Source organism: Streptomyces sp. CB02414, from assembly GCF_001905385.1.
Lineage (GTDB): Bacteria > Actinomycetota > Actinomycetes > Streptomycetales > Streptomycetaceae > Streptomyces.
Map to the genome: position 1 here is coordinate 57147 of NZ_LIPF01000015.1, position 22747 is coordinate 79893.

The 22747-nt window shown below is 70.0% G+C and carries 17 protein-coding genes and 3 pseudogenes; 13 read left to right on the top strand and 7 right to left on the bottom strand.

Translation table 11 applies throughout. The features are described 5' to 3' along the window. Window positions 1-39: 39 nt before the first annotated feature. From AMK11_RS35020 to AMK11_RS35040, 5 genes are all read right to left on the bottom strand, one after another. Window positions 40-672: a hypothetical protein gene (locus tag AMK11_RS35020; RefSeq protein ID WP_241847156.1), complete on the bottom strand. Its 633-nt coding sequence runs from the start codon at window positions 670-672 to the stop codon at window positions 40-42. 116 nt (window positions 673-788) lie between these two features. Beyond that, entirely contained in the window at window positions 789-1904 is a 1116-nt protein-coding gene (locus AMK11_RS35025; protein WP_073732175.1) for an AAA family ATPase, read from the bottom strand. A gap of 5 nt (window positions 1905-1909) precedes the next feature. Continuing rightward, complete coding sequence (gene drmB / locus AMK11_RS35030; protein ID WP_073732176.1) at window positions 1910-3790, bottom strand: DUF1998 domain-containing protein; 1881 nt, start codon at window positions 3788-3790, stop codon at window positions 1910-1912. Then, on the bottom strand, window positions 3787-6939 hold the full coding sequence (locus AMK11_RS35035; protein WP_073732177.1) for a helicase-related protein: 3153 nt from the start codon (window positions 6937-6939) through the stop codon (window positions 3787-3789). Before AMK11_RS35035 ends, drmB begins: the two co-directional genes overlap by 4 nt. 36 nt (window positions 6940-6975) lie before the next feature. Next, entirely contained in the window at window positions 6976-8196 is a 1221-nt protein-coding gene (locus AMK11_RS35040) for a sigma-70 family RNA polymerase sigma factor (RefSeq protein WP_241847157.1), read from the bottom strand. 554 nt (window positions 8197-8750) lie between these two features. On the opposite strand from AMK11_RS35040, the gene AMK11_RS35045 reads away from it, so the two are divergent. Genes AMK11_RS35045 through AMK11_RS35055 form a run of 3 tightly spaced genes read left to right on the top strand, consistent with a single transcriptional unit; the run spans window position 8751 to window position 13990 of the window. Continuing rightward, window positions 8751-10568, top strand: a complete 1818-nt coding sequence (locus tag AMK11_RS35045) for a DUF4357 domain-containing protein (RefSeq protein ID WP_073732178.1) — start codon at window positions 8751-8753, stop codon at window positions 10566-10568. Continuing rightward, window positions 10565-11824, top strand: coding sequence for an McrC family protein (locus AMK11_RS35050; RefSeq protein WP_073732179.1), 1260 nt, complete (start codon window positions 10565-10567; stop codon window positions 11822-11824). The genes AMK11_RS35045 and AMK11_RS35050 overlap by 4 nt, the downstream gene beginning before the upstream one ends. A 30-nt stretch (window positions 11825-11854) precedes the next feature. Then, window positions 11855-13990: a UvrD-helicase domain-containing protein gene (locus AMK11_RS35055; protein WP_073732180.1), complete on the top strand. Its 2136-nt coding sequence runs from the start codon at window positions 11855-11857 to the stop codon at window positions 13988-13990. Window positions 13991-14013: 23 nt separating this feature from the next. Here the strand turns inward: AMK11_RS35055 and AMK11_RS35060 are convergent, their stop codons facing one another. Beyond that, window positions 14014-15678 carry an N-6 DNA methylase gene (locus AMK11_RS35060; RefSeq protein WP_073732214.1) on the bottom strand — a complete coding sequence of 555 codons (1665 nt, stop codon included), beginning with the start codon at window positions 15676-15678 and terminating at the stop codon, window positions 14014-14016. Between the two features lie 319 nt (window positions 15679-15997). On the opposite strand from AMK11_RS35060, the pseudogene AMK11_RS39305 reads away from it, so the two are divergent. The 7 genes and pseudogenes from AMK11_RS39305 to AMK11_RS35095 form a co-directional block, all read left to right on the top strand. After that, window positions 15998-16309, top strand: a pseudogene (locus AMK11_RS39305) (TIGR04141 family sporadically distributed protein); the annotation flags it as partial. A gap of 1 nt (window position 16310) precedes the next feature. Then, on the top strand, window positions 16311-16895 hold the full coding sequence (locus AMK11_RS35070; protein ID WP_383580361.1) for a TIGR04141 family sporadically distributed protein: 585 nt from the start codon (window positions 16311-16313) through the stop codon (window positions 16893-16895). A 725-nt stretch (window positions 16896-17620) separates the two neighbouring features. Further along, the gene (locus tag AMK11_RS35075) at window positions 17621-18178 is read left to right on the top strand and encodes a hypothetical protein (protein ID WP_073732182.1); all 558 of its coding nucleotides are present in this window, start codon (window positions 17621-17623) and stop codon (window positions 18176-18178) included. A gap of 74 nt (window positions 18179-18252) precedes the next feature. Continuing rightward, window positions 18253-18627, top strand: a complete 375-nt coding sequence (locus AMK11_RS35080) for a VOC family protein (RefSeq protein WP_073732183.1) — start codon at window positions 18253-18255, stop codon at window positions 18625-18627. A 5-nt stretch (window positions 18628-18632) separates the two neighbouring features. Continuing rightward, on the top strand, window positions 18633-18989 hold the full coding sequence (locus tag AMK11_RS35085; protein ID WP_073732184.1) for an ArsR/SmtB family transcription factor: 357 nt from the start codon (window positions 18633-18635) through the stop codon (window positions 18987-18989). Continuing rightward, the gene (locus AMK11_RS35090; protein WP_198941540.1) at window positions 18986-19465 is read left to right on the top strand and encodes an SRPBCC family protein; all 480 of its coding nucleotides are present in this window, start codon (window positions 18986-18988) and stop codon (window positions 19463-19465) included. Before AMK11_RS35085 ends, AMK11_RS35090 begins: the two co-directional genes overlap by 4 nt. 200 nt (window positions 19466-19665) lie before the next feature. Next, complete coding sequence (locus AMK11_RS35095; RefSeq protein ID WP_143194608.1) at window positions 19666-20082, top strand: hypothetical protein; 417 nt, start codon at window positions 19666-19668, stop codon at window positions 20080-20082. 75 nt (window positions 20083-20157) lie between these two features. Here the strand turns inward: AMK11_RS35095 and AMK11_RS35100 are convergent. Continuing rightward, a pseudogene (locus AMK11_RS35100) lies at window positions 20158-20496 on the bottom strand (DNA alkylation response protein); the annotation flags it as partial. Here AMK11_RS35100 and AMK11_RS35105 point away from each other — a divergent pair. From AMK11_RS35105 to AMK11_RS35115, 3 genes and pseudogenes are all read left to right on the top strand, one after another. Continuing rightward, window positions 20479-20916, top strand: a pseudogene (locus tag AMK11_RS35105) (class I adenylate-forming enzyme family protein); the annotation flags it as partial. The pseudogenes AMK11_RS35100 and AMK11_RS35105 sit on opposite strands and share 18 nt — an antisense overlap. 79 nt (window positions 20917-20995) lie before the next feature. Continuing rightward, window positions 20996-21598: a TetR/AcrR family transcriptional regulator gene (locus tag AMK11_RS35110; protein WP_073732187.1), complete on the top strand. Its 603-nt coding sequence runs from the start codon at window positions 20996-20998 to the stop codon at window positions 21596-21598. A gap of 212 nt (window positions 21599-21810) precedes the next feature. After that, window positions 21811-22746: a TauD/TfdA dioxygenase family protein gene (locus AMK11_RS35115; protein WP_079187895.1), complete on the top strand. Its 936-nt coding sequence runs from the start codon at window positions 21811-21813 to the stop codon at window positions 22744-22746. The last annotated feature ends 1 nt before the right edge of the window (window position 22747 follow it).

The window sequence follows — 22747 nt, forward strand, 5'->3', positions numbered from 1 at the left end:
GGGCCGTTTCGACCCTGCACCACACCGGCGCCGCGGCAATCACCAAGTCCAGCTCGCCGGTGGCTGCCCGAGAACGGACCGTGCGTACTTGATCGTCAGTCGCCCGAGCACATGGTCGCCACCCGCGCCGATCACGGCATCGACACCACGTGGCACGTGCTTGTCCAGCACCAGGACTCCCTGCTTGCTGCCGGACCTCGTGATGAACCGCGGACCAAGCACCTTGTTGGCCCGCTTGATGGCGCTCGCGGGGATCGCCCCGGCACCGCGCCGCCCCCAGTAGGGACCGGTTCGATCGACAACTTCACCCAGGGCACGTCCCGCTCCGTGGACAAGGAGGACGATCAAGCCCAAAGGCTGTCGTCGCTCGAAGTCCTCAGGATGCAGGCCATGCACCTCGGCCAGCGACAGCAGATACTGCACTGTCGCTTCGGTGAAGGCCCTGGCATCAGCCCGAGCTGTCGGGGCCTCGGAGCCGGGCACGATCCGGGCGGCACGGGATGCGGTGATGCTGGTGAGGTAGGCGCGGTCCAACCGACAGATCAACTCCTGTGGTGTGTCGTCGGGATGGACTCTCCGCAGGCGCTCGACATTTTCCCTGGCCCGCGCCTGCTGGGAGACCATCGCGTTGTCGAGTGTCTGCTGAATCAGGCCCTTGACGTCATCAGCCATGCCCATCGGAGTACTCGCCCTCTCGGATCGAGGCGCCTCGCGGGCCCCGGTATGTCGCCGCGCCTTCGGCGGCCGGATGTACAAGTCGGTGACGGCGGCTGCGCCGTGGCGCGCGGTCATCGCATGTGCGCCCACCCGTGCAACCCCTCCAGATGCCGGGGCGTCCGGCTCCCCTGCCATCCCAGCACCAGCCGCTCACGGGCCCGGGTGATCATGACGTAGTACGCCATGCGCAAGATCGCCGACGTGGGATCGGTACCCGAGTCGGACTCCGCGTCGGCGATGACGACGGTGTCGAAGTCCAGCCCCTTGGCGCTGGCCCGGTGGACGAGGACGACGCCCGGACGGGCGAGGTCGAGGTCGCGGTAGCGACCGGATGTGGCAGCCGAGCTGTACAGCTGGGGTTCCTGGGCGAGGCCGGCACGTTCCAGCAGGCGCATCAGGTCGGCCGCCGTGCGCAGGGAGTTGACGATCACGCCGATCCGATGGCGCGGTTGCCGCACCGCCATGGTGGTGATGTCTTCGGCGATGTCCTTGACGCCCGAGTACTGACGGACCACGGGCAGGGAGCCGCTGCGGAACGGGATGTCGGGATGGGCACTCCCGGTGCGGAAGTGTTCGGCCAGGGAGGCGATCTCGCGGGTGTTGCGGTGGTTGCCGGAGATCTCCACCCGCCCGGAGGAACGGCCGAGAGCGTCGGCGATCTCGGTGAGCGTGGAGTTCGTCTCGGTCAGGCGCTGGCACTCGTCGGCGAAGACCGTGACGGAGGCGGCGGCGAGACGGGCCAACCGGTAGAAGCCCGGCGACAGGTCCTGGCCCTCGTCGACGACGAGGTGGGGGACGGCAGTCTCCTCGTCCTCGTCGACAGTGGCTGCGGCCTGACGGGTAAGGGCCGTCCAGTCGAACCAGCCGTCCTCGGTGCGCGGAGCGTCCCGGCCGAAGCGACGCTGGATCCAGGCGTGCACGGTGGTGGCCTCGACCGGTGCGCCTGGGACCGTGAGGCCGTGCAGGGTGTCGCGCAGGAGCTGGCGCAGCAGGTTGGAGCGCGACAGCAGCACAGTGGGGCGACCGGTGAGGGCCAGGTGAACGGCGCGGTGTCCGGCGAGCAGGCTCTTGCCGCTTCCCGGCGGCCCGCTGACGACGTGGTTGCCGGTCAGCGGCAGAGTGTCCAGGCAGTCGCGCTGGGCCGGGGTGAGGTCGGGGTGGAGCAGGGGGGTGTTCGCGGTGGCCATGGATGTCATTCCTGAGCGGTGGCGGCGGCGTACTCGCGGCTCGCGGTGAGGACGTCGGTGAAGTAGCCGGGGACGCGGGCCGAGCCGACGACCAGGGCCCGGTCGAGGAGTGTGTTGCCGGTCTCGCAGCTCGTCTCGGGCAGCAAGGTGCAGGCGTGGCAGGCGGCCCGGTTGAGATTGCCGAAGCCCTGGCCGGTGTGTTCGGCGCACAGCGGGTCGGCGGAGCACCAGGCGGCCGCCTCCAGCATCCGGATCAGCGTCTCGGCGAAGTGCGGTGCCTCGCCCTGCCGGACGAGGCCACCGAGGGTGCCCTCGGCGTCCCCGGCAGCCGTGTAGATCAGCAGACCGTGCTGACCGTACTCGGGACGGCCGTAGACGCGTTCGCGCAGGCTGGCGGTGGTGTATCCGGAGTCGAAGGAGAGTTGGCGGATGAGGAGGTGGGCGACGGTGTGCAGGAGCTGGAAGCGGGGGGACAGTTCGCTGCCCACGGCCTCGGCGAGCTGTTCCGCGCGGAACGAGGCCTCCAGGTCGGCGCGGACGCCGCGGACGTGGACCTGGACGCGGGGATCGTTCTCCCAGGCGGTCAGACGCTCTTCGTCGAGGGTGAGGACGATGCCCTCGCCGTACACCTCGGTCGCGGGCAGCCAGCGCAGACGGCCGCTGGTGTCGGCGGGTACAAGGGTGCCGTTCGGGGAGTGCCGGCGGAAGCCGGTCAACGCCCTGACCTCGCGCAGACGGTCGGCGAGGACCACTTTGCCGACATGCGCGTCGAGGGTGGCCCAGGGCTCTTCCTTCTCGCCGTCCAGGCCGAGGCCGCCGCGCCGGATCGTGAACTCCTTCGCGGCTTCGGGGAACCGAGTGGCGTCGAAGGCGTACCACTCGTCGCGGCTCAGGTCGACCTTTCCCGTCTTTCCGGGCTTCGGCTCGGGAGACGGCGTAGTGGGGGCACCGGTGGCCTCCGCGGCGAGCTGGTCGATGAGGCCGTCCGGAGCGTCGGTGTCCTCCTTGATCATGCCGCGGAAGGTGTCTGCCCTGCGGGTGCCGAGTGCGTCGAGCAGAAGCGGCCAGTAGTCGTGCGCCAAGACGGCCGCGGCCACGCTCTGCTCCGCACGGGGGGGTTCGTCGGTCTGAGGGATGTCCAGGGCCGAGTAGACGACCGGGTAGTAGACGTTTCCGGCGGTGCGCTGCACGATGTGCACCTGCTGGCCGCAGGAGCTCCTCGCGTCCCAGCGCTGCCAGGGGTTGCGGCCCGAGCAGTGTCCGCTCTGAGGGCCGAGGACGTCGAGCAGGTCGCGTTCGGCACCGCAGGGCTTGCCGCCCGCTCCGGTGGCTCCGCAGCGCACCGAGAGCGCTTCCAGTCCGGTGGCGCGGTCGGCGACTCGAAAGCTGAGCCGGCGTGCCTTCCAGGCGTTGTCGGACTCGGAGCACGAGTCGCGCAACTCGGGCGCGAGCCTGGAGTGGGCCCAGTACCACCAGTCGACGTCGTCGAGGTGTCCGTCGGCGCAGATGCGAACGAATCGCATCGGGGTGAGGCGGGGCGCGGCGGCGCAGGACGCGCAGACGGGGGGCTCGCCCGGCTTCTCGTTCTCGCGCAGGTAGCGGGCCATGCCCCGGCAGGAGCCGCAGAACAGCCAGCCGGGAAAGCGCACATAGGGGACGCCGGGGCGGTCGGGCTGGTCGTACCGGTCGTTGAGGGTGTGTGGCGCGGCGTAGAAGCCCTTGCTGCCAAGCCGTGCGGCGAGTCGTTCGCAGGATACGGGGGTCTTGAGGTCCGGCCACCTCTCGATGCCGGCGGCGACGAAGCTTTCGCCCTGGACGTCGAGTACGGCGCCGACCCCGAAGGGAAGCACGGTCTGGGCCTGCCGGACCCGGAGTTTGCGCTTCACTTTCCTGCTCCCGTCACGGTGATCTGGCACTCCCGGTCCACGCTGCGCATCGAGTTGAGGGTTTCCCACAAGCCGTAGCGCTGCTCGAAAGCCTTGAGCAGGTTGTGCTGGCCCTTGCCCTGGCTGCGGTAGTGGAGGTTCTTGCCCTCGGCGGCGGCGGTGTCGGCTTGCCGGTACCAGTCGTCCAGCAAATAGCCGAGTTCCGTTCGCACACCGGCTCGTACGGCATCGGTGCCGGCTCCCGCGGTGACGCCGCGTTCGGCGGTCGCGGCACGCTCGGCCAAGGCGTCGGCGATACGCCCCACCTCTTCCTTGTGGTCGGTGATTCGTCCGGCCTGGTTCTCGGCGGCCAGGCCCACCCGGTGGCGGACCAGGATGACGAGTGCGGCGTGCAGGGCCCGTCGACGAGCGGGCAGCGACCAGGGGGTGACGCTGGCGGGTTCGACGTAGCGGTAGAGCGCCCGGTGGTAGTCGATGAAGGTCTCGTAGTGGGACCGGTCGCGCGGGCGCGTGGCGTTGAAGTACGTGACGACGAGTCCGGGCACCTGGTGGCGGCCGACGCGGCTGGTGGCCTGGATGTACTCGGCGGTGGTCTTGGGCTGGCCCTGCATGAGCATGTAGGCGAGCCGCTTCACGTCGACGCCGACGGAGAGCATGTTGGTGCACGGGAGGAACGACACCGAACGGGGGTCCGCCCAGGGCTTCTCCAGGCGGTCGAGGAGGATGGGCTGGTCGGCGCGCTTCACACTGCTGTCGAGTTGTTGCACCTGCTCGCCGACCAGCTCTCGGACGCCGGTGCCTTCGCCGAGTCCGCGGAGCTGGGCGGGGATGTCGTCGCCGGCGGCGGTGACGGTGCGGCCGAGTTCACGCAGGCTGTGGTGGTAGGCGACGAGCGTCCAGTAGTCGTCGCGGTGTTCCTCGGGAAGCCGGTGGACGCCCTGGAGCATGGCCGCCGTGGTGGCGACGGCGCCGCGGCCCGCGGTGTGGCCCTGCGCCATGACGCCGAGATAGAGGCGGCCGGGGCGGCCGGTGTCGGGGACGGCGAAGAAGCTGTCACGGGCGTCGAGCCCGGATGGCGGGAACAGCTGGACATCCTGTTGGTGCAGGGCACGGACCTGTTCCGCGGAGCGCCGGATCGTGGCCGTCGCTGCGACGATCTTGGGCGGGCGGCCGTCCGGGCCGGTGCACAGCTCCAGGATGGCCGCTTCGTAGAGACCGACCGTGGTGCCGAGCGGACCGGTGAGCAGGTGCAGCTCGTCCTGGATGATCAGAGACGGGGGGCGATGACCGGTGCCGGCGCCGAAGAGGCGGCCCGAGTCGGGCTCCCAGGCGAGCCGAGCGAACTTGTCGACGGTGCCCAGGACGAAGGTGGGCGGATCCTGGTACAGGTGCTGGTCGACGACGGCGACGGGCAGGACGTCGTGGAAGGCGCACGCGTCTCGCGGGCAGTAGAAGGCGAACTTGTCCGCCTTGGCGCGGACTCCGTAGTCGGAGCGGACGCTGGACCAGGTCGGTGGCAGGATGCGCGTGCCGCACCAGGGGCAGCGGTCGAGAATGAAGATGTCCTCGGGGTGGCTGGCATCGCGCTGCTCGCCGAAGGCGACCTTGGCGGACTGGAACTTGTTCGGGGTGGTGGTGTCTCCGACCCACAGACCGATGGTGATGGGTTCGTTCCCGAGGCCGAGTCCGGGCTCGGTGCGGCGGAGGTGTTCCAGGGCGCAGATCGTGGTGGCGGCGCGCTGGAACTGCTGGGTCGTGAGCAGGCTGAGGGTGTAGCGGCTGAGTACCGTGGTGCCGCCGCCCTCGCCCCAGATGCGGCGCAGGGCAATGGTGAAGGCGGCGAGGAGCAGATACGCCTCGGTCTTTCCGCCACCGGTCGGGAACCAGATGAGGTCGGTGGTCTCGCGGTCACGGTGTCCGGGGTCGACGACCCCGTCGAGGGCGAGCAGAAAGAACGCGAGCTGGAAAGGGTGCCAGCTCGCCTCGGAGTCGACGGGCGGATCGAGGGCCACGTCGTCGGAGCGCAGGCGCCGCTGACCCGCCTGGTCGGAGGCGGAGTGCCGCATCTGCAGCAGCATCGCGCGCTGAGCGATACGGAAGGCATCGAGGAGTTCGGGGCGGTCGGGGTCGCACAGGGTACGCACACCGGCCTCGACGCGGGTGACCGTCCGGCGGACGCGGTCGAGGATCCGCTCCGCGGCTTCCCGGCCCCAGGGCGGCACCTCGACGGATCGCTGCCCCGCGTACCAGGCGTGGTAGGCGGCGGCGAACTCGGCGAGCTCCTCCCGGATCTGGTCCCTGCAGACGGCGGAGTCCGCCAGATGGGCGATCCTGAGCGCCGGGGCGTCGAGCGGGCCGCCGGCCCGGATGGCAGGAACCTCGGCGCGGGGCAGCACCTCGCAGGCGAGGAGTTCGACGCCGCCGTCCTCTCCCCTCTCCTCGCGGACGGCGCAGCCGTGACCGACGGCGTGCGTGATGACGTGCCGGTACTGCAAGCGCAGTTCGCGCTCCTCGGGGTCCCGGCTGGCAAGCCGGACGCTGGGGTAGGGCAGCACTGATCCTTCGACGGGGCGAACGGTGAGCCCGCACTGGAACAGCATGTCGTCCCAGCTCGGCGCCTTGTCGCCGGATCCGGTGTGGCGCTTCTCGTTGATCAGGGCCACGGTGACCAGCGTGCCGTCCCCGTAGGAGCGGCGGGTCACCTGGATCCTCGCGCGGCCGTCCAGGACGACGACGTCCTTCTGGTCAGGGCCGATCGTGTGCGGTGTGGACGGCAGGGGTATGCGGCGCCAGCGGCGGCCACGCCCCGGTTCGCCCCGCTGCGTCTCGTAGCGGGCGGCGGTGCAGGTCACCTCGACCCGAGCGGCGTCGGTGTAGAAGCTCAGGCCGATGGACGCGGGCAGCCAGCTGTTGGTCTCCGGTACCGGGTCGGCGGCGGGGTTCACGTCGGCGGCGTCCTGCTCGGCGCCCGGTGCCTCGGGGTCGTCGGCCGCGAGGGCGAGCTGTCGCCGGAGTTCGGCCTGCTGCGGGTAGAGGGTGCCCATGAGGTACTGCCGGTCCGGCGGGGCGTCGAGCACCTCGTGGTCACCGCCGGCAGGGCCGACGAGCTGGTCGGTCAGGTAACGCACCAGCTGCTCGCGGGGGTCCATAGGGGTGATCCTTCGGGTCAGGCGGGAGGAGGTGGTTCAGAGGTTCGAGGGGATCAGCCCGTGGCGGATCAGCTGGCCGCGGAACTTGGCCTTGGCCTTCGATTCGATCTGGCGGATGCGCTCGCGGGTGACGCCGAAGACGACACCGATGTCCTCCAGTGTGTCCGGCTCGTCGCCGTCGAGACCTGTGCGCCGGATGAGGACGTGCCGCTCGCGCTCGGTGAGATGCCCCAGGACGTGTCGCAGGCGCTCCTGAAGCTCCTTGCGGAGCAGCACGACTGGAGGGCCGGGCAGACTACTCGGCCCGATGACCAGATCGGCGAGGGCGGTGTCGTCGCCGATGATCCGGTCCAGGGAGTCGGTGGGCCGGCTGATCCGGCGCACCTCCTCCACTTCGGCGAAGGTAAGACCGGTCGCGTAGGCAACATTGGCGACGGTCCTGGCGCGGCCCTCGCTCAGAAGCCTGCGCTCAGCCACGGAGACCTTGCTGACCCTTTCGTGCACGTACACGGGCAGTCGGATCATGGTGCCCTCGTCAGCGATGGCGCGGGTGATGGACTGCTTGATCCACCACGTTGCGTAGGTCGACAGCTTGAAGCCCTTGGTCGCGTCGAACTTGCGGACCGCGCGCATCAGGCCGAGAGTGCCGTGCTGGACGAGGTCCTCGACGTCCAGCCCGCGCCCCTGGTAAGCGTGTGCGATCTTCCACACCAGCCGCTGGTTGTGCAGGACGAGGCATTCATAGGCGCGCCATCGCTCGCCACCGCGAGACAGCGACTTCACCTCCTCGGCCGGAACATCGCGGTTGAGGAGATCGCCGCCGTCGCGCAGCAGCACGGCGAGGCCGACTTCCTCGTCCGCCGTGAGCAATGCCTTGCCCAAGTTCCGGCGCCACCGATCGTCTTCCAGGACGGCCCGGGCTGCTCGAACGGCGAGCGACAGTGCGTCTTCCGTGGTGGAGACGGCGGAGCGGGCGGGACGCTTCTTGCCCGTTGCCGACTTCGAGGATGCCGGAGCACGTGCGGGTGTCTCAAGGCCGACCGTTTGGGCCCCGGTGGCCCTCTGGCCGGACTGGCGCCCCGGGCGAGGGCGGGTGATAGGGAAGTAGGCCGTCAGCTCACGCGCTTCGGCGGGGCTGAGCCCATGGAGTCGCACGACACCGTCGTGGGCCAGCTTGCCGACCTTGCCGTCGCTGTCGGCGTAGCGGCCCAGCATGCGCCGGGCCTGGGCCAGGCGTTCGGCCGCTTCGCTCAGCACGGGCGCCGGTTCCAGGACGGCCCTCAGCGACGCCTCCGGTGGCGGAGACTGCCCAGCAGGCCGCCGGACCGGCCCAGCGGCTTGCGGGGCCGGCGCAGCGGTGAGCCCTGCGGATGCGGCTCCGCTCCGTCTCCGGCGCTGGGCTTTCACGTGAAGACCTACAGCGTCGAGCCCGTGGCGGAGCCTGCGCTGCTGCTCATCGCTCGTGAGTCCGAGCCGGTTCGCCTCCAGGGCGAAGGCCCGGTGACTCACGAGGCCCGAACGAGACGCGGAGCGACTCAGCCTCTCTATGACCGACGGCAACTCCGCCTCGATCGTGCGCCGTCTGGCCTCAGCCGTCGACTCCCCACCCATAGTGCCCCCCACTTGAGCGTTCGAGCACCCGGAACTTGACGTACGAGCCGGCCGGGCACATCAGCACTTTAGAACCACCACGTTTACACCGTCAACACAATCGCGTGATCGTTTACCCGTTCGAGTTGGGTCGCTTGACGGCGTCAACGGGTAGGGTGAAGAACGTCAGCGCAGACCTCGCGCGCCCCGGAAGGTCGCCCATGCCCCAGCTCGAACTCCTGGCTGAAACACCCGAGTTCCGCATCAAGCTCCCCAAAGACGGAGGCTACGCCCGCGGGCACCTGCTCGCCGAGTTCGGCGGCAACGGCACCCACAAGTTCGTGCTGCGGGAGGGCTCCGTGGTCGCCGCCGAGGTCTGGCCCGGACTGGGTGATCACGCCCGCCGCAATCGTGCGGACCTGCGCGCGGGTGGCGCCCTGATCGACGCCCCTGCGGATGCCGACCTGCCGGGGGCGCCGAGCCGGTGGGTGGTGACCAGGGACATCGAGTGCAACTCGTCCTCGGCCGCCGCTGCGCTCGTCTACGGCTACGACGCCTCCGGCCCCGAGTCGTGGCGCACGGCGGAGGGCCATCCGCTCGCCGACTACCTGTCCACCGGCTGGCGTGCTCCGCGCAAGGCGTGGCTGGTGCGCGGCTCCAACGTCTCCGGTCACAACCTGGTGCGGCAACTGTGGCTGACGGAGGGATTCGTCTCCCTCGCGGCCGCGCACCTGCCGCCTCTGGAGGAGGCTGATCCGACCAAGAGCGCGCTGCGGCGCTTCGTGGAGGACGGGTACGAGGGAGCGGCCTCGTACAACCAGAAGCGCGGTCTCGTCGACGAACTCCACGCCTTTCTGACGCAGATGCGCGTCGGTGACACCGTCGCCGCCATTGGTGACGGACGGCTGTACATCGGGCGGATCACCGGCGACGCCGTGCAGGCCTCGTCGCCGGGCGGGCTGTCCAATCTGCGGCGCACCGTCACCTGGTCGCCGCGGAACCACGCGTACGAAGACCTGCCGGAGGAAGTGCAACAGAAGCTGTCCGTCCAGCATGACGTCGTCGACCTGACCGGCGTGCTGGAAGCACTCGATGAGCTCACCGGGCAGCCGGAGCGCACGGACTTGGCTGCACCCGGCGAGGCCCCCACCGCGCAGCGGCCGGCGCCCCGAGAGCTGTCCCTTCCGGACATCAGCGAGGCGCTCGCCGAGGACCTTCTCGTCCACGACCGGGCCTGGCTGGACGAAATGCGGGAACTCCTCGCCGACGAGCGACAGCTGGTGTTCTACGGCCCACCCGGCACCGGCAAGACGTTTCTGGCGATGAGGCTGGCCGAGTACCTCGGCGGCGGACCGGAGCAGGTCAAGATCGTGCAGTTCCATCCCTCGTACGCCTACGAGGACTTCTTCGAGGGGTTCCGTCCCGTGGAGGACCCCGAGACACGGGAAGTGGCCTTCCGGCTGACGGCGGGGCCGCTCCGAGAGCTGGCCGATCTGGCCTCGCGCGAGGGCAACCGGCACGTCCCGCACTTCCTGATCATCGACGAGATCAACCGTGCCAATCTGGCCAAGGTCTTCGGCGAGCTGTACTTCCTCCTGGAGTACCGGGACCGCTCCGTCCGTCTCACCTACTCCGGGGACGACTTCCCCCTCCCGCCCAACCTCTTCGTGATCGGCACGATGAACACCGCCGACCGCTCGATCGCCCTCGTGGACGCGGCGATGCGGCGCCGTTTCGCGTTCGTCGAGCTGTCTCCACGCACCGAGCCGACCGCCGGGCTGCTCGCCCGCTGGCTGGAGCGAGAGGGCAGGGACCCGGAGCCCGCCCGTCTCCTCGACGCTCTCAACGCCCGGATAGACGACGCCGACTTCGCCATCGGGCCTTCGTACCTGATGAAGCCGGGCGTGTACCGCGACGGCGGCCTCGAAAGGACTTGGCGCACGAAGATCCTGCCGCTTCTGGAGGAACACCACTACGGCGAGGGCCTCGACGTCGCCGCCCGCTACGGCCTCGACTCGCTGCGCGAGCAGCACCCGTGACGCAGCCTGGGTCCGACGTGTCCCTGCGCGAGTACGGACCGGCCGTCTCCGTGCCGCTGAGCGCCGAGGCCGGACGGGCGCTGGCCGCCTCCGGCGTCCTGCAGAGTGCGACCCCCGACCCCGGGCAGGTCGGGCACTGGCTGCTCAGGGCGGGCAGCCGGGTCGGCGCCGTGCGCACACCCGGCGGTCCGGTCGTGCGGATCATGCCCAAGACGCCGGTGAGCCGGCTGTTCTTCCTTCTCGGCTTCAGCCTCGACCCGGCCCGCGCCTGGCGGGACAGCAGGGAGGGCACCGTCGATACCGGCACGTACGACGACGTCGTCCCGGCGCTCGCGCACGCCGTGGAGCGGCAGATCGACGGTGCGCTGCGGCGGGGCGTCCTCCAGGGGTACCGGGAAGTGGAGGAGTCAGCGCTGGTCGTCCGCGGGCGCTTGCGCGAGGCTGAGCAGATCCGCCGGCACTTCGGCCGTACGCCGCCCGTGGAGATCGTCCACGACGCGTACACCGCCGACATCGCCGAGAACCGCATCCTGCGCGCCGCCGCCGAGCGGTTGCTGCGGCTGCCGGGCGTTCCCGGGCCGGTCCGGCGGCGCCTGGCCCACCAGCGGGTGCGGCTGGCTGACGCGCAGCCCCTGGTGCGGGGGCAGGGACTGCCGCGTTGGCAGCCCTCCCGCCTGAACCTCCGTTACGAGCCGGCGCTGCGGCTCGCCGAGGCGGTCCTGCGCGGCACCTCTCCGGAGCACCGGCCCGGCGGGACCGACCCACTCACCGTGGACGGCTTCCTCTTCGACATGAACCAGCTGTTCGAGGACTTCGTCACGGTGGCCCTGGGCGAGGCCCTCCGGGAGCACGGCCTGACAGCGCGTCCCCAGGACGTCCATCACCTCGACGTCGCCGGTCTTGTGCGGGTACGCCCGGACCTCGTCGTACGGACCGGCGACGGCCGCACCCCGCTCGCCGTCGTCGACGCCAAGTACAAGGTGGAGAAGGGCGACGGCCTCCTCAACGCGGACCTCTACCAGGCGCTCACCTACGCCACCGTGCTCGGACTGCGCGAGGCACACCTGGTGTACGCGGCCGGACGCCGGCCCGAGCGCTTCCACGAGGTGCGGGGAACGACAGCGGGACCGGACGGCCGGGGAGTGCGGCTCTTCCAGCACAGTCTCGATCTCTCCGGCGAACCCGCACGGCTTCTGGCCTCGCTGAGGCACATCGCCGCGCGGCTGGCCGGGAGTTCCCCTCATCCGCGATCATGAAGAACCGTCCGGTGGAAAGGAAGGACCCCCATGCCCCGGCTCGCCTTCACCCAGAGCTTCTGGGACGGATACGACACCCTGGAGAAGCCGGTCCGAGCCGGAGTGCGCAAGGCCATGGCGAAGTTCCAGGCCATGCGCGTCGCCGAACTCAACGCGGACAAGGGACTGCACCTGGAGTCCGTGGAGAATGCCCGTGATCCCCGGATGCGCACCATTCGCATCACCGACTTCTGGCGGGGCGTCGTTCTCGCACCCGACGACGGCAGTGACACGTTCCTGTTGGTCAACGTCCTGCCGCACGACGACGCCTACACCTGGGCGGCGAAACGCCTGTACAGCTCGAACTCCGCCACACGAGCCCTGGAGGTACGGAACGCCGTCGCCCTGGACGAGCTGACACCGCTGTACGAGACGGCCGCACGCACCGCCCCCCAGCTGCTGTTCGCGGGTGTCTCCGACGGCACACTGCGGGAGCTCGGCGTCGACGACCAGGTTCTGCGCGCCGCACGGTCCCTGGTGGACAAGGCACAGCTGGAGGCCTTCGCCACGCTCCTCCCGGAGGACCAGCTGGAGGTGCTCCAGTACCTCGCCGAGGGGTTCAGCCCGGAGGAGGTCTACCGGGACGTGGTGGCGGTCCGCCGTCCCGCCGACGCGCCCACCGAACCGGTCGAGGACCTGGCCACCGTGATCGCCAACACTGCCGCACGCATCCGGCTGGTCACCGGACCGCATGAGCTGGAGGAGATACTGGAGAAGCCGTTCGCAGCTTGGCGGGTCTTCCTGCACCCCTCCCAACGTCGCGTGGCCTACCGCGCCTCGCACGGCGGCCCCGTCCAGGTCACCGGAGGACCCGGCACAGGCAAGACGGTGGCCGCCCTGCACCGGGTCAAGCACCTGCTCGGCCGCTCCGAGGACGGCCGTATCCTGCTCACCACTTACACGAACGCGCTCGCCGCCGGACTGCGCGACATGCTCGGCCTGCTCCTCGACGAGGACGACAGGCTGCTGGCACGAGTGGACGTGACCACGGTCGATGCCTTCGCGAACGGCGTCGTGCGCGCCGGCTCGGCTGCCGCGCCGAAACCGATCGGGGACCGGGAGCAACGGCAGCTGTGGGAGAAGGCGGTCAAGCAACTCGATCTGCCGTTCGCCGCCCAGTTCCTGGCACAGGAGTATCGGCACGTCGTCCTCGGCCAGAACCTCCGCGACCTGGACGCCTACCTCGGCGCGAGTCGCCGTGGCCGCGGCACGGGCCTCGGCCCCGCTCGACGCCGCGAGGTGTGGAGCGGCGTGGAGCGGTTCGAGCAGTTCCTGCGGGACCGCGGCGAGACCACGCACCTGCGCGTCTGCGCCCGCGCGGCGGGACTCCTCGCCGACCGGCCGGCTCCGTACGCCCACGTCGTCGTCGACGAGGCACAGGATCTGCACCCCGCGCAGTGGCGTGTGCTGCGCGCAGCCGTCCCACCCGGTCCCGACGACCTGTTCGTGACCGGCGACCCGCATCAGCGAATCTACGACTCCCGGGTGTCGCTCGGCTCGCTGGGCATATCCACGACCGGCCGCAGCTTCCGGCTGCGCGTCAACTACCGGTCCACGGAAGAGATCCTCGCCTGGTCGGCTCGCCTCCTCGCACCCGTGGCCGTCGACACCCTCGAGGGCGAGGGCACGGATTCGCTGGCTGGGTACCGTTCACTGCTCCATGGCCGCCGCCCGGAGGTACGGGGGCACGCCACTCGGCAGAAGGAGACCGAGGCGCTGGTGGCACGGGTCCGCACGCTGCTCGACGAGGGACTCGCGCCGCACGAGATCGGCGTGTGCGGACGTTTCAACCTCTCCCTGGACACCGCCGAGGACAAGTTGAGGGCCGCCGGCATCCCGGTACTGCGGGTGAGGGGCCAGGTCACGAAGGGCGCGGAAGGCGTACGGCTGGCGACGATGCACGCAATGAAGGGGCTGGAGTTCCGGGCGGTGTCCGTGCTCGGTGCCGCCGAGGGCACCGTGCCGTTCGCGCGGGAGGTCACCCCTCGTGAGGCTGACCCGCTCCAGCACGAGGCCGACCTGCTCCGTGAGCGCTGCCTGCTCTTCGTCGCCTGCACACGGGCTCGCGAGTCCCTGAGCGTAACGTGGAGCGGGACCGCAAGCCCGTTCCTACAGCACGCGGCCTGACACCCGTGTCCTCGGCACCGTGTTCATTGCCGCGGTGCCAGGGCACCCGTAGCAAGACCGTCACGGGCGACCTCGGCGAGTTGCCGACTCAGCTCGTCGACTTTGCGCATTCCCTCCTCGAACGTGGCCAGGGTCCGGAAGGCGGAGCCGTACCGGCGTTGGTCGTCGATGCCCATACGGGGGATGCGTGCGCCCTTGCCGTCGAAGCGGTAGGTTCCGCTCGCGCTCGTGGACCGGCGGGCGTTGGCGGAGCTACGCAAGAATCCTTGCAGGTAGTCCGTGTCGAGTTGCTCGCTGGCCGAGACCGGCTCCTGCCCTTCGTACGCCACGAGTCCGGCTCGGGCGAGATCCGCGACGCTTGTGGTGGCGCCGTCCAAGGAACCCGGCCCCTCACCCGCCAAGAGCTCGGGCAGAAGGGCGGCGAGTCGACGGATCCGGTCCTCCAGCTCCTTGCGCAGGGCGGCGTACTCACCGGGGTAGTCACGGTGCCGGGGAAGGAGATGACTCCCGGGCGTCAGATCGACGGTGTCGTCGAGCAGTTCGATCAACGGCACGTCGGCGACCTGGTCCGGGAGTGGTTCCAGATTCCCGTCAGGGCTGTTGTCCGTCAGGTCGACCATGCGCACGGTGCGATACGTGTCCGCGCCCTCCGAGCTCTCGGGACGCTCCAGACACCACAGATGGACGGGCAGAGCGTGTGAGGTCGCCGTGCCCGGTGGCAGGGCGACGACTTGGCGCACGATGCCCCGGCGTACGAGCTCCGCACGGATGCGTCGTCCTGCCTTGCGGTAGGCGACCGAGGCCGGCATGACCATGAGGACGTGGCCCCCGGGCACGGTGTGCGCGTAGGCATGCTGCAGCCAGGCCAGCTCGCCTTCGGCCTTCGACGGGGTGCCCAGGTCCCAGCGGGAGTCGAGGAGCAGTTCCTCCCTGCCCCACTCGGTCACGCCGGCCGGAGGGTCACAGACAACCAGGTCTGCCTTGAGATCCGGCCATGCGTCCGCGCGCAGTGAGTCACCTGCCACGATGCGCACGCCCGACTGTCCCAGAAGGTCGGCGCGGAGCTGCGCGAAGCGAGCACTGTCGGCGTCGATCTCCTGACCGAGGCGACGTAGGGCGACTTCGGAGGCGACGGACAGGAGCAGCACGCCGATTCCGCAGGCAGGATCGAAAATGGTGGCGTCCGACGACAGCTCGGGAGCGAAGTGACGGACGGCACGCACCAACCGCTCGGACGTCACCTGGTCGGATCCGGCACGCCGGGCGGAGTCCATGAACCGTTCGACCAGTCCGTCGACGAGGTCAGCGGGCGTTTCGCCGCGGATCAGCTCCTGGACACGGGTGGCGATGTCGGCGGGCACTCCGGTTTCCGCCCCTTCGGCAAGCACCGCGGCGACCTGAGCCAAGCCCACGATCATCTGCTCGCCGTACACAGCCCGCATGGCCTGCCACAACTCGACCTCGGGCGATACCTCTTGGCCCTTGCGCTGCCTGTCCAGCCACTCCTGGACTTCCGCGAGCGCGTAGAGCGGGCTGTTCGAGGCTCCTCCCGCCGGCGCCGGGAAGTCGTCGTAACGCCGACGCCAGTTGGAAACAGCAGCCCGGGTGACTCCGGCCAGCCGAGCGATCTCGGCGCCGGTGACCAATGGTCCGACCGAAGAAGCGGCAGTGTCCGTCGTGTCCGTCATAGCCTCAGCGTACACGGATAGACACCCGCCCTCCAGAGCTAACTCTGTTGACGGAGTACACGGATTCCTGACACCCTTCACCGTGTACTTTGACCTCTCCTGTACCGGTACGTCGCAATGCGCGCCGCAGACCCTGTCCGTGGAGGCAATCACCCTTGGCATCGAACACCGCAGTACGCACCGTTTACCGACTGTCCGGCGTCTCCCCCACCTCGGAGGCCATGCTGTCCGCACTCGACGCCGCGCTTCTGGACGGCCTCGGCGCCGAGCTCCATGTACCCAATGCGCTGGGACACCGGCCGTGTACGTCACCTGCGGAATGGAACGCACCGAGGCCCCTTGGTGCGGCCCCATGTCGCGCACCACCGGTATCACGGTCAGTGAGAGCGTCCGACGCACCGCCGCCCTGCTCCTGCTCGCCGTCGACGACACGGTGTACGCCATAGGCTGCGACCAGGGGTACCGGCTGCTTCCCGACCACCTCAAGGACGAGCGCTTCGGCTTCTCCTTCGCCATCCGGCAGATGGACCCGAACGTGATCCGCGGAGCTGTGTCCAGGTCTCTCGGGCAGGCACGCACCGACATCTCACTGGTTCCGGGGGGAGCCTCGGTTCCGCTGCTGGGCATTCGTGATCACTCCCGCATCGTGCGGAGTCTGGGCGGATACCTCGACGAGCTGCCGCTCACCCGCTCGCGATTCACTCGCGGACGGGCGGTCAGCGCTCAGGGGGGGTTGCGGCCTGAGGATCGCTCTCGGCGTCGAGCCCGAGGCCCTGCTCTCCGACCTGCGGACGATCGCGAGGATCTGCCGCGAGGACACCCCGCACCAGGAACTGGAGTTCGTCGACCACATCGTGCCGGTCAGCGACACGAGCGTCCTCGACGACCTCGCCCGGGCGCTGGACAACCGTCTCGGCCAGCCCGACGACGGGACCATCTCCGTCTCTGTCCCCTCCGAACACCACGAGGCATACACAGAGGCCACCACGTACATGACGCAGATCAACAGCTCAGGCGCCTTGCACTCCGACGGCTTCGACCTCGGCTATGTCCTCACCTGTGCCCGGCTCGCGCCCTCCGGTGGACGCGTCGAGGTGCTGCGCGAAGGGACGGTGACCCTGTCCAAGGGCCGCCGGGCAGGGGTCGCCGACACGCTCGCCGTCACCAGCACGTTGAGTTGGTTGGAGACCGGCATCCCACTCGGTTCGCGACGTTAGGGTGACGCCGACGCCCCTTCCTCTCCTTCGCATGACGCAGCGATCCGCACGACGGTCCGCTGCTGACCCTCGGACGCTTGGCCACCGGCATGCCCTGCACTTGGGTGCGGCGGATGGGTCCCCAGTGATCGCACCGGCAGCCCCTCCTGGACAGCAAGACCCAACTGCTAGTCGACTGGGCGGCTCCCCGCGCATTCGCGGCGTCCTCGACATTCTTACGTGAGGAATGGACGAACTGGGCCGGGTTCGTTCTATATCCGCACCGTACGGAGGGTCCCAACTCTCGTTACGCACGGGTGACGGATCGTTCGGCGTAGGGCACGGCACTTCGCCCATGCCCCAATATGTCCGCCGGGTGCCGCCTCGTCGCCAGGCTGCCGGAACTACTCACCAACTGCATGCCGTTGGGGCAGGCGCACACGCATGCCCTGTGCAGAGCCGAATAGGACGCCCTGCCCCATGGAAGCCCTCTGGGAGTCTTCTGGGACTTCCGACCACATCAGCCAGCACGAGCATGAAAGAAGCGAAAGAGCGCTCACACAGGTCAACGACTACCGGCGGCCAGACGTCGCAGGTCACGACCTTGGCCGGTCTTTCCCGGGACACCCGACCGGCTCCAGGACCATTGCCGCCGATCACCTCCTGAGCCGCGTGCACGTGAGTCAGGAGGGGATCGGCTTCGTGCGGAACTCGCTCACCGCGGCCTGGATGCCACCCTGTCCCCCATGTCGAACTCGTATGCGCAGCCCATCCTGAGAACGGCCGATCTCGCGGCGGCCATGCGGCTCGTTCAGCAGTTGCTCGACATCGCCGACACGACCGAGCTCGAGATCGACTTCGAGGCGAGGATCTCATCGGCTCCCTCCCTGACAGCGCTGATGGAGCTGCTCCCGGACACGGACTGGTGGGCCGAAGGAGACCGGGACGCGTCGTCGGCCGACGGGGACGACCCGGTGGCGCATCTCCCCGTCAGAGTGCTGGGCTGGGCGCTGCCGCCCGCCTCCGCGGCTTCGCTGCTCAAGATCGCGGGCAGCGCCCCCGCCGCAGTGCGGTGGGACTTCTCCGGCTGGCCGGAGGCACCCGAGGTGGGGCTCGGTGTCGGCGGGTACCGAGGCGCGTTCGTGACGCTGTGCCTGAACTGTCTCGACCTTGACCTGGAGGAGCCCGCGACGGACCACACCGTGTTCGTGCACGTCAAGCAGTTCGAAGCCGAACGTGCCCCGTGGCTGGCGGCGCAAGTGGGTCTGCGGGTCATCGGCGACCTGGTGATGTCTCCACACTGATCGGTGCCATTCACATCCGGTAGGAGATTTCCTACGTTTGACGCGTAGGGAATCTCCTACCTATGGTGGGTCGCATGAACATCACCCACGCCTCCTTCGTCACCGTCCCCGTGTCCGACCAGGACGCGGCCCTCCGCTTCTACACGGACGTGCTCGGCTTCGAGGTCACCGCGGACCTCCAGACGGCCCCCGGCCGCTGGCTCCAGGTCGCCCCGAAGGGCGCCCAGACCGTGCTCACCCTCTCCGGCCCCGGTATGGGCGGCTTCACTCCCGGAACCGCACGAGGGATCATGTTCGTGACGACAGACGTGGACGCGGACTGCGCCAGGCTCGCCGAAGCCGGAGTGACCGTGGACGGCCCGACCGATCTCCCCTGGGGACGGATGGCCGGCTTCGAGGACCCCGACGGCAACAGCCTGATGCTGCTCACGGAGAAGGAAGGCTTCTGACCGAAGTGGTCACCCAGAGCGCCCGGGACCAGGGCCAGGACCAGGACCGGCTCTTCGCCGCCCTCGCGAACGCGACCCGGCGCGAGGTGCTGCGCCTGCTGCGTGACCAGGGTCCCCAGTCGGTCCAGACGCTCGCGGAGCACTTCGACATGCGCCGCCCCAGCCTCTCGGAGCATCTGAAGGTGCTCCGGGAGGCCGGCCTCGTCTCCGAGGAGCGCCGGGGCAGACAGCGCATCTACCGGCTGGAGGCGGCCCCGCTCGCCGAGGTACAGGACTGGCTCCATCCGTACGAGCGGTTCTGGCGCGACAAGCTGAAGGGTCTGGGCGATCTGCTCGACCGCATGCCGGACGATGAGACATGACGATGCCCCAGGCGCCCGACGGACCGGATGACGACGACCTGACCACGATCAGGGTCGATCACTTTCTGCCGCACCCGCCCGCCAAGGTCTGGCGGGCCCTGACCGAGCCCGACCTGATCGCCCAGTGGATGATGCCCGGCGATTTCCGCCTGGAGGTCGGCCACCGCTACACGATGACCGCCGTGCCCCGCCCCAACACCAACTTCTCCGGCACCGTCCGGGCCGAGGTCCTCGCCTACGACGTCGGGCGGATGCTGAGTGTCCGCTGGCAGGACGCCGTCGGGAGTCAGGGGAACGCCGCCGACTGGACCATCACCTGGACCCTGGAGCCGGAAGGCCGCGGCACACGTCTCTTCCTCGTGCACACCGGGTTCGACCCGGACGACCCGGCCCAGCGGATGGCGCACCGGATCATGGGTGGAGGCTGGCGTTCCTACGTCATCGGCGCGCTGGAGAACGTACTGGAGACGTACTGACTCCGCCGACCCGCGAGGCTCACGCTTCCGGATGGCGTTCCGCGGCCGGGCGCGCCGGTTCCGTCCCGCCAGGCAATGACTTCAGTGAGTGACTCGGCTCCGGGCCACCAGTCGTCGAGAGCGGGCATGCGATGTACCGGCACTTGGGTCACGGGCTGCGCTCCTCCTTGCGCAACAACGGACAGGCGTACGGGTTCTCCGTGACCATCACCGCGGCCGCCGCGGTGCTGAACGCGGAGGCCGGCCGGTCCGGCTCCGTGCACCTGCTCTACTTCGCCCTGGGGGCCGCGGCCGGGTTCAGCCTGCTGGAGGCCGTCGCGACGGGAGGCTTCCGCAAGCCGCTGGAGAAGGAGCCCAGCAGCGTCACCGCGCTCGGAGTCTCGTTCAGCGTCGTCTCCGTGGCCCTGACGGTGTGTCTGTCCTGGGTCGCGGCCCATTTCGTCGGGGGCACGGGCGCCTGGCCGCTGACCGGTTTCCTGGTCTCCGTGCTGTATCCCGTCGGTGCGGGGATGGAGCTCGCCGCCGCGCAACGAGTCCGTGAGGCGAAGGACGTCGCCACGCGGGAGGAGGTCGAGAGGGACGAGGAAGAGCGCGGCGGCGGCCAGGCCCCGGACTGAACGTGGTCACGGCGTGGTCGTGCGCGGGTCCGCCGTCACCCGGGGAGACGTCCCAGCAGTCCCGTGAAGTCCGCGCCCGCCCTGCTTCTCCGTCATGCCCATCCCGGCGAGCAGGCCGCGCTTGCCGGCGGGGGTGCGCAGGCCGGGGTCGTAGACGCGGCTGGTGAGCAGGGGTTCGCAGGTCTTGGCGAGGTCGGGCGCGTGGCGCAGGGCGGGGACGACGGCGTACGTCATGGAGACCGGGCACAGGTGTCCCGGTTCCAGTGTCGTGGCCAGCATGAAGCTCGCCGCGCGTGCCACGTGGGCGCCTGGCCGTTCGTCGGCCCAGGCGGCGCCCTCGATGCCGGCGCTCACCGAGACGTCCATCAGCGAGTGGTAGGCGGGGTGGAAGCCGACCTCGTCGACGCGGCGGCCACCGCCGAGGTGTTCGCGGGCGACTGGTACCGCAGCGGTGACCTGGGCCGGGTCGACGAGGACGGGTTCGTGACGGTCGTGGACCGCATGAAGGACATCATCGTCACCGGCGGTGAGAACGTCGCCTCACAGGAGGTGGAGGGCGCGTTGCGCGGCCACCCGGACGTCCTCGACGTCGCCGTCGTCGGCCGTCCGCACCCGCAGTGGGGCGAGACCGTCGTGGCCGTCGTGGTGCCGCGCGACGGCACGGAACCGGACCTGGAGGCGGTGCGCGGCTGGCTGGAGCCGCGGATCGCCCGGTACAAGATGCCGCGCGAGCTGGTTCTGCGCCGGGAGTTGCCCCGTACCCCCTCGGGGAAGATCACCAAGCATGTGCTGCGGGCGGAGCTGGCACAGGCCGCGCCGGCGGTGCGCGGCTGATCCCGGCCGCCGGCGGTGGGCGGCAGGGATCGGCCGCCCCTCGTACGGCACACCGGCCGGGCCCGCATAGGGTCTTGGCATGGCCGACGATCAGGGACAGAGCACACGGAGGGGGCCGGGGCGCCCGCGCCAGGCGCACGTCACCCGCGCCGTCCTCGACGCCGTGGTCGACCTGGTGGCGGAGAGCGGGATGGGCGCCCTGACCATGGACGCCGTGGCGGCCCGCGCCGGGGTGAGCAAACCGGCCATGTACCGGCGCTGGCCCACCAAGCAGGATCTCGTCATCGCCGCCGCGGAGTCCCGCATCGGCCCGCTGACCGTGCCCGACATGGGCGATTTCCGGGCGGAGCTGCGCGCCGTGCTGACCGCGCGCATGGAGGCCTACCGGCAGCCCGGCGTCGACCGGCTGCTGGCCGGGGTGATCGGCGCAGCCGCGGAGGCGGGGGCCGAGCCGGGCGCCTACCGCGCCTACACGTCCCGTGTGATGAGCGAGACGCGTCACCTGCTGGAACGCGGTGTCGCGCGCGGTGACGTCCGGCCGGACGTCGACGTGGCCGACGCCGCGACGCTCGTGGCGGCGTCCCTGGTCTTCCGCATGGTCGGCGAGCAGCGGATGCCGGACGATGCGCTCGTCGAATCGATGGTGGAGCTGATCGGCCGGGCGGTCGGCACCCGGCCGTAACCCGGCCGCCGGCGCTCGCGCCCACGCCGGTCCGTCACCCCGTGCGCCGCTCCGCCCTCTCCTGCCCCGCCCTGCCCGGAATCGGCCGCTCCGCCGTACGGAGCGCGCTCACGAAACCCACGCCGAAACAACTCGTCCCGACCCCTTGCCCCACCACGAGCCAATATCGATACTGCCGGTTACGTAATCTGTCCGCTGTCGGGAGGTACCCCATGCAGGCCGTCGCCTCGACCCCTGTGGCCAACCCCAAGCCCGTACTCGACAAGCCCCTCATGCACTACGGCAGCCGCGTCCTGGACCGACTCGCCCCCGGCGCGGAGCAGTTCACGTACCGGCTGCTGGAAATCTCCCCGCTCACCCCGCACTTCGGTGCCGTGCTCGGCGGCGTCGACCTGACCCGGCCGGTCACCGACGAACTCGCCGCGGAACTGCGCCAGGCGCTGCTCGAATGGAAGGTGATTTTCTTCCGCGGCCAGCGCGGCTTCACCGCCGAGCACCAGCTCGCCCTGTCCGGCGTGTGGGGACCGCCCGAACCGAACCCGTTCTTCGCGCGGACCGGGACCCCGGGCATCTCCCGGCTCGCCAAGGACGCCAAGGCCGCGGGCAACAAGAACATCTGGCACAGCGACCACTCGTTCATGGCCAACCCGTCGCTCGGCGCCGTACTTCGCGCGGTGGACGTGCCGGCGGCGGGCGGCGACACCATGTGGGCGGACATGGCCGCCGCCTACGACAACCTGCCCGATGACGTGAAAGAGCGGATCGAGGACCTCACCGCCGTCCACGACTGGGAGGCCAGCTGGGGTGCGCTCATGAACGACGAGCAGAAGGCCGCCTTCCGTGAGAGCTGGCCGCGGGTCGAGCACCCCGTCGTCGTGCGCCACCCGCGCAGCGGCCGCCGGACCCTGTACGTGAACGAGCCGTTCACCCGCCGCATCAACGGCCTGTCCGGCGCGGAGAACCGCGAACTCCTCGACATCCTGGTCCTCCAGGCGCGCATCCCGGAGTTCCAGGTCCGCTTCCACTGGGAGCCCGACTCCGTCGCCGTCTGGGACAACATCGCCACCCAGCACTACGCGGTCAACGACTACTTCCCGCAGCGCAGGGTGATGGAGCGCGTCGCCATCGTCGGAGTCCCGCTGTCCTGAC

Coding starts and splice junctions, on each gene's coding strand:
- AMK11_RS35035 (WP_073732177.1), bottom strand. CDS start 6,939: ATGGACCCCCGCGAGCAGCTGGTGCGTTACCTGACCGACCAGCTCGTC.
- AMK11_RS35115 (WP_079187895.1), top strand. CDS start 21,811: ATGCAGGCCGTCGCCTCGACCCCTGTGGCCAACCCCAAGCCCGTACTC.
- AMK11_RS35110 (WP_073732187.1), top strand. CDS start 20,996: ATGGCCGACGATCAGGGACAGAGCACACGGAGGGGGCCGGGGCGCCCG.
- AMK11_RS35075 (WP_073732182.1), top strand. CDS start 17,621: ATGTCGAACTCGTATGCGCAGCCCATCCTGAGAACGGCCGATCTCGCG.
- AMK11_RS35060 (WP_073732214.1), bottom strand. CDS start 15,678: ATGACGGACACGACGGACACTGCCGCTTCTTCGGTCGGACCATTGGTC.
- AMK11_RS35080 (WP_073732183.1), top strand. CDS start 18,253: ATGAACATCACCCACGCCTCCTTCGTCACCGTCCCCGTGTCCGACCAG.
- AMK11_RS35045 (WP_073732178.1), top strand. CDS start 8,751: ATGCCCCAGCTCGAACTCCTGGCTGAAACACCCGAGTTCCGCATCAAG.
- AMK11_RS35025 (WP_073732175.1), bottom strand. CDS start 1,904: ATGGCCACCGCGAACACCCCCCTGCTCCACCCCGACCTCACCCCGGCC.
- AMK11_RS35020 (WP_241847156.1), bottom strand. CDS start 672: ATGGCTGATGACGTCAAGGGCCTGATTCAGCAGACACTCGACAACGCG.
- AMK11_RS35090 (WP_198941540.1), top strand. CDS start 18,986: ATGACGATGCCCCAGGCGCCCGACGGACCGGATGACGACGACCTGACC.
- AMK11_RS35055 (WP_073732180.1), top strand. CDS start 11,855: ATGCCCCGGCTCGCCTTCACCCAGAGCTTCTGGGACGGATACGACACC.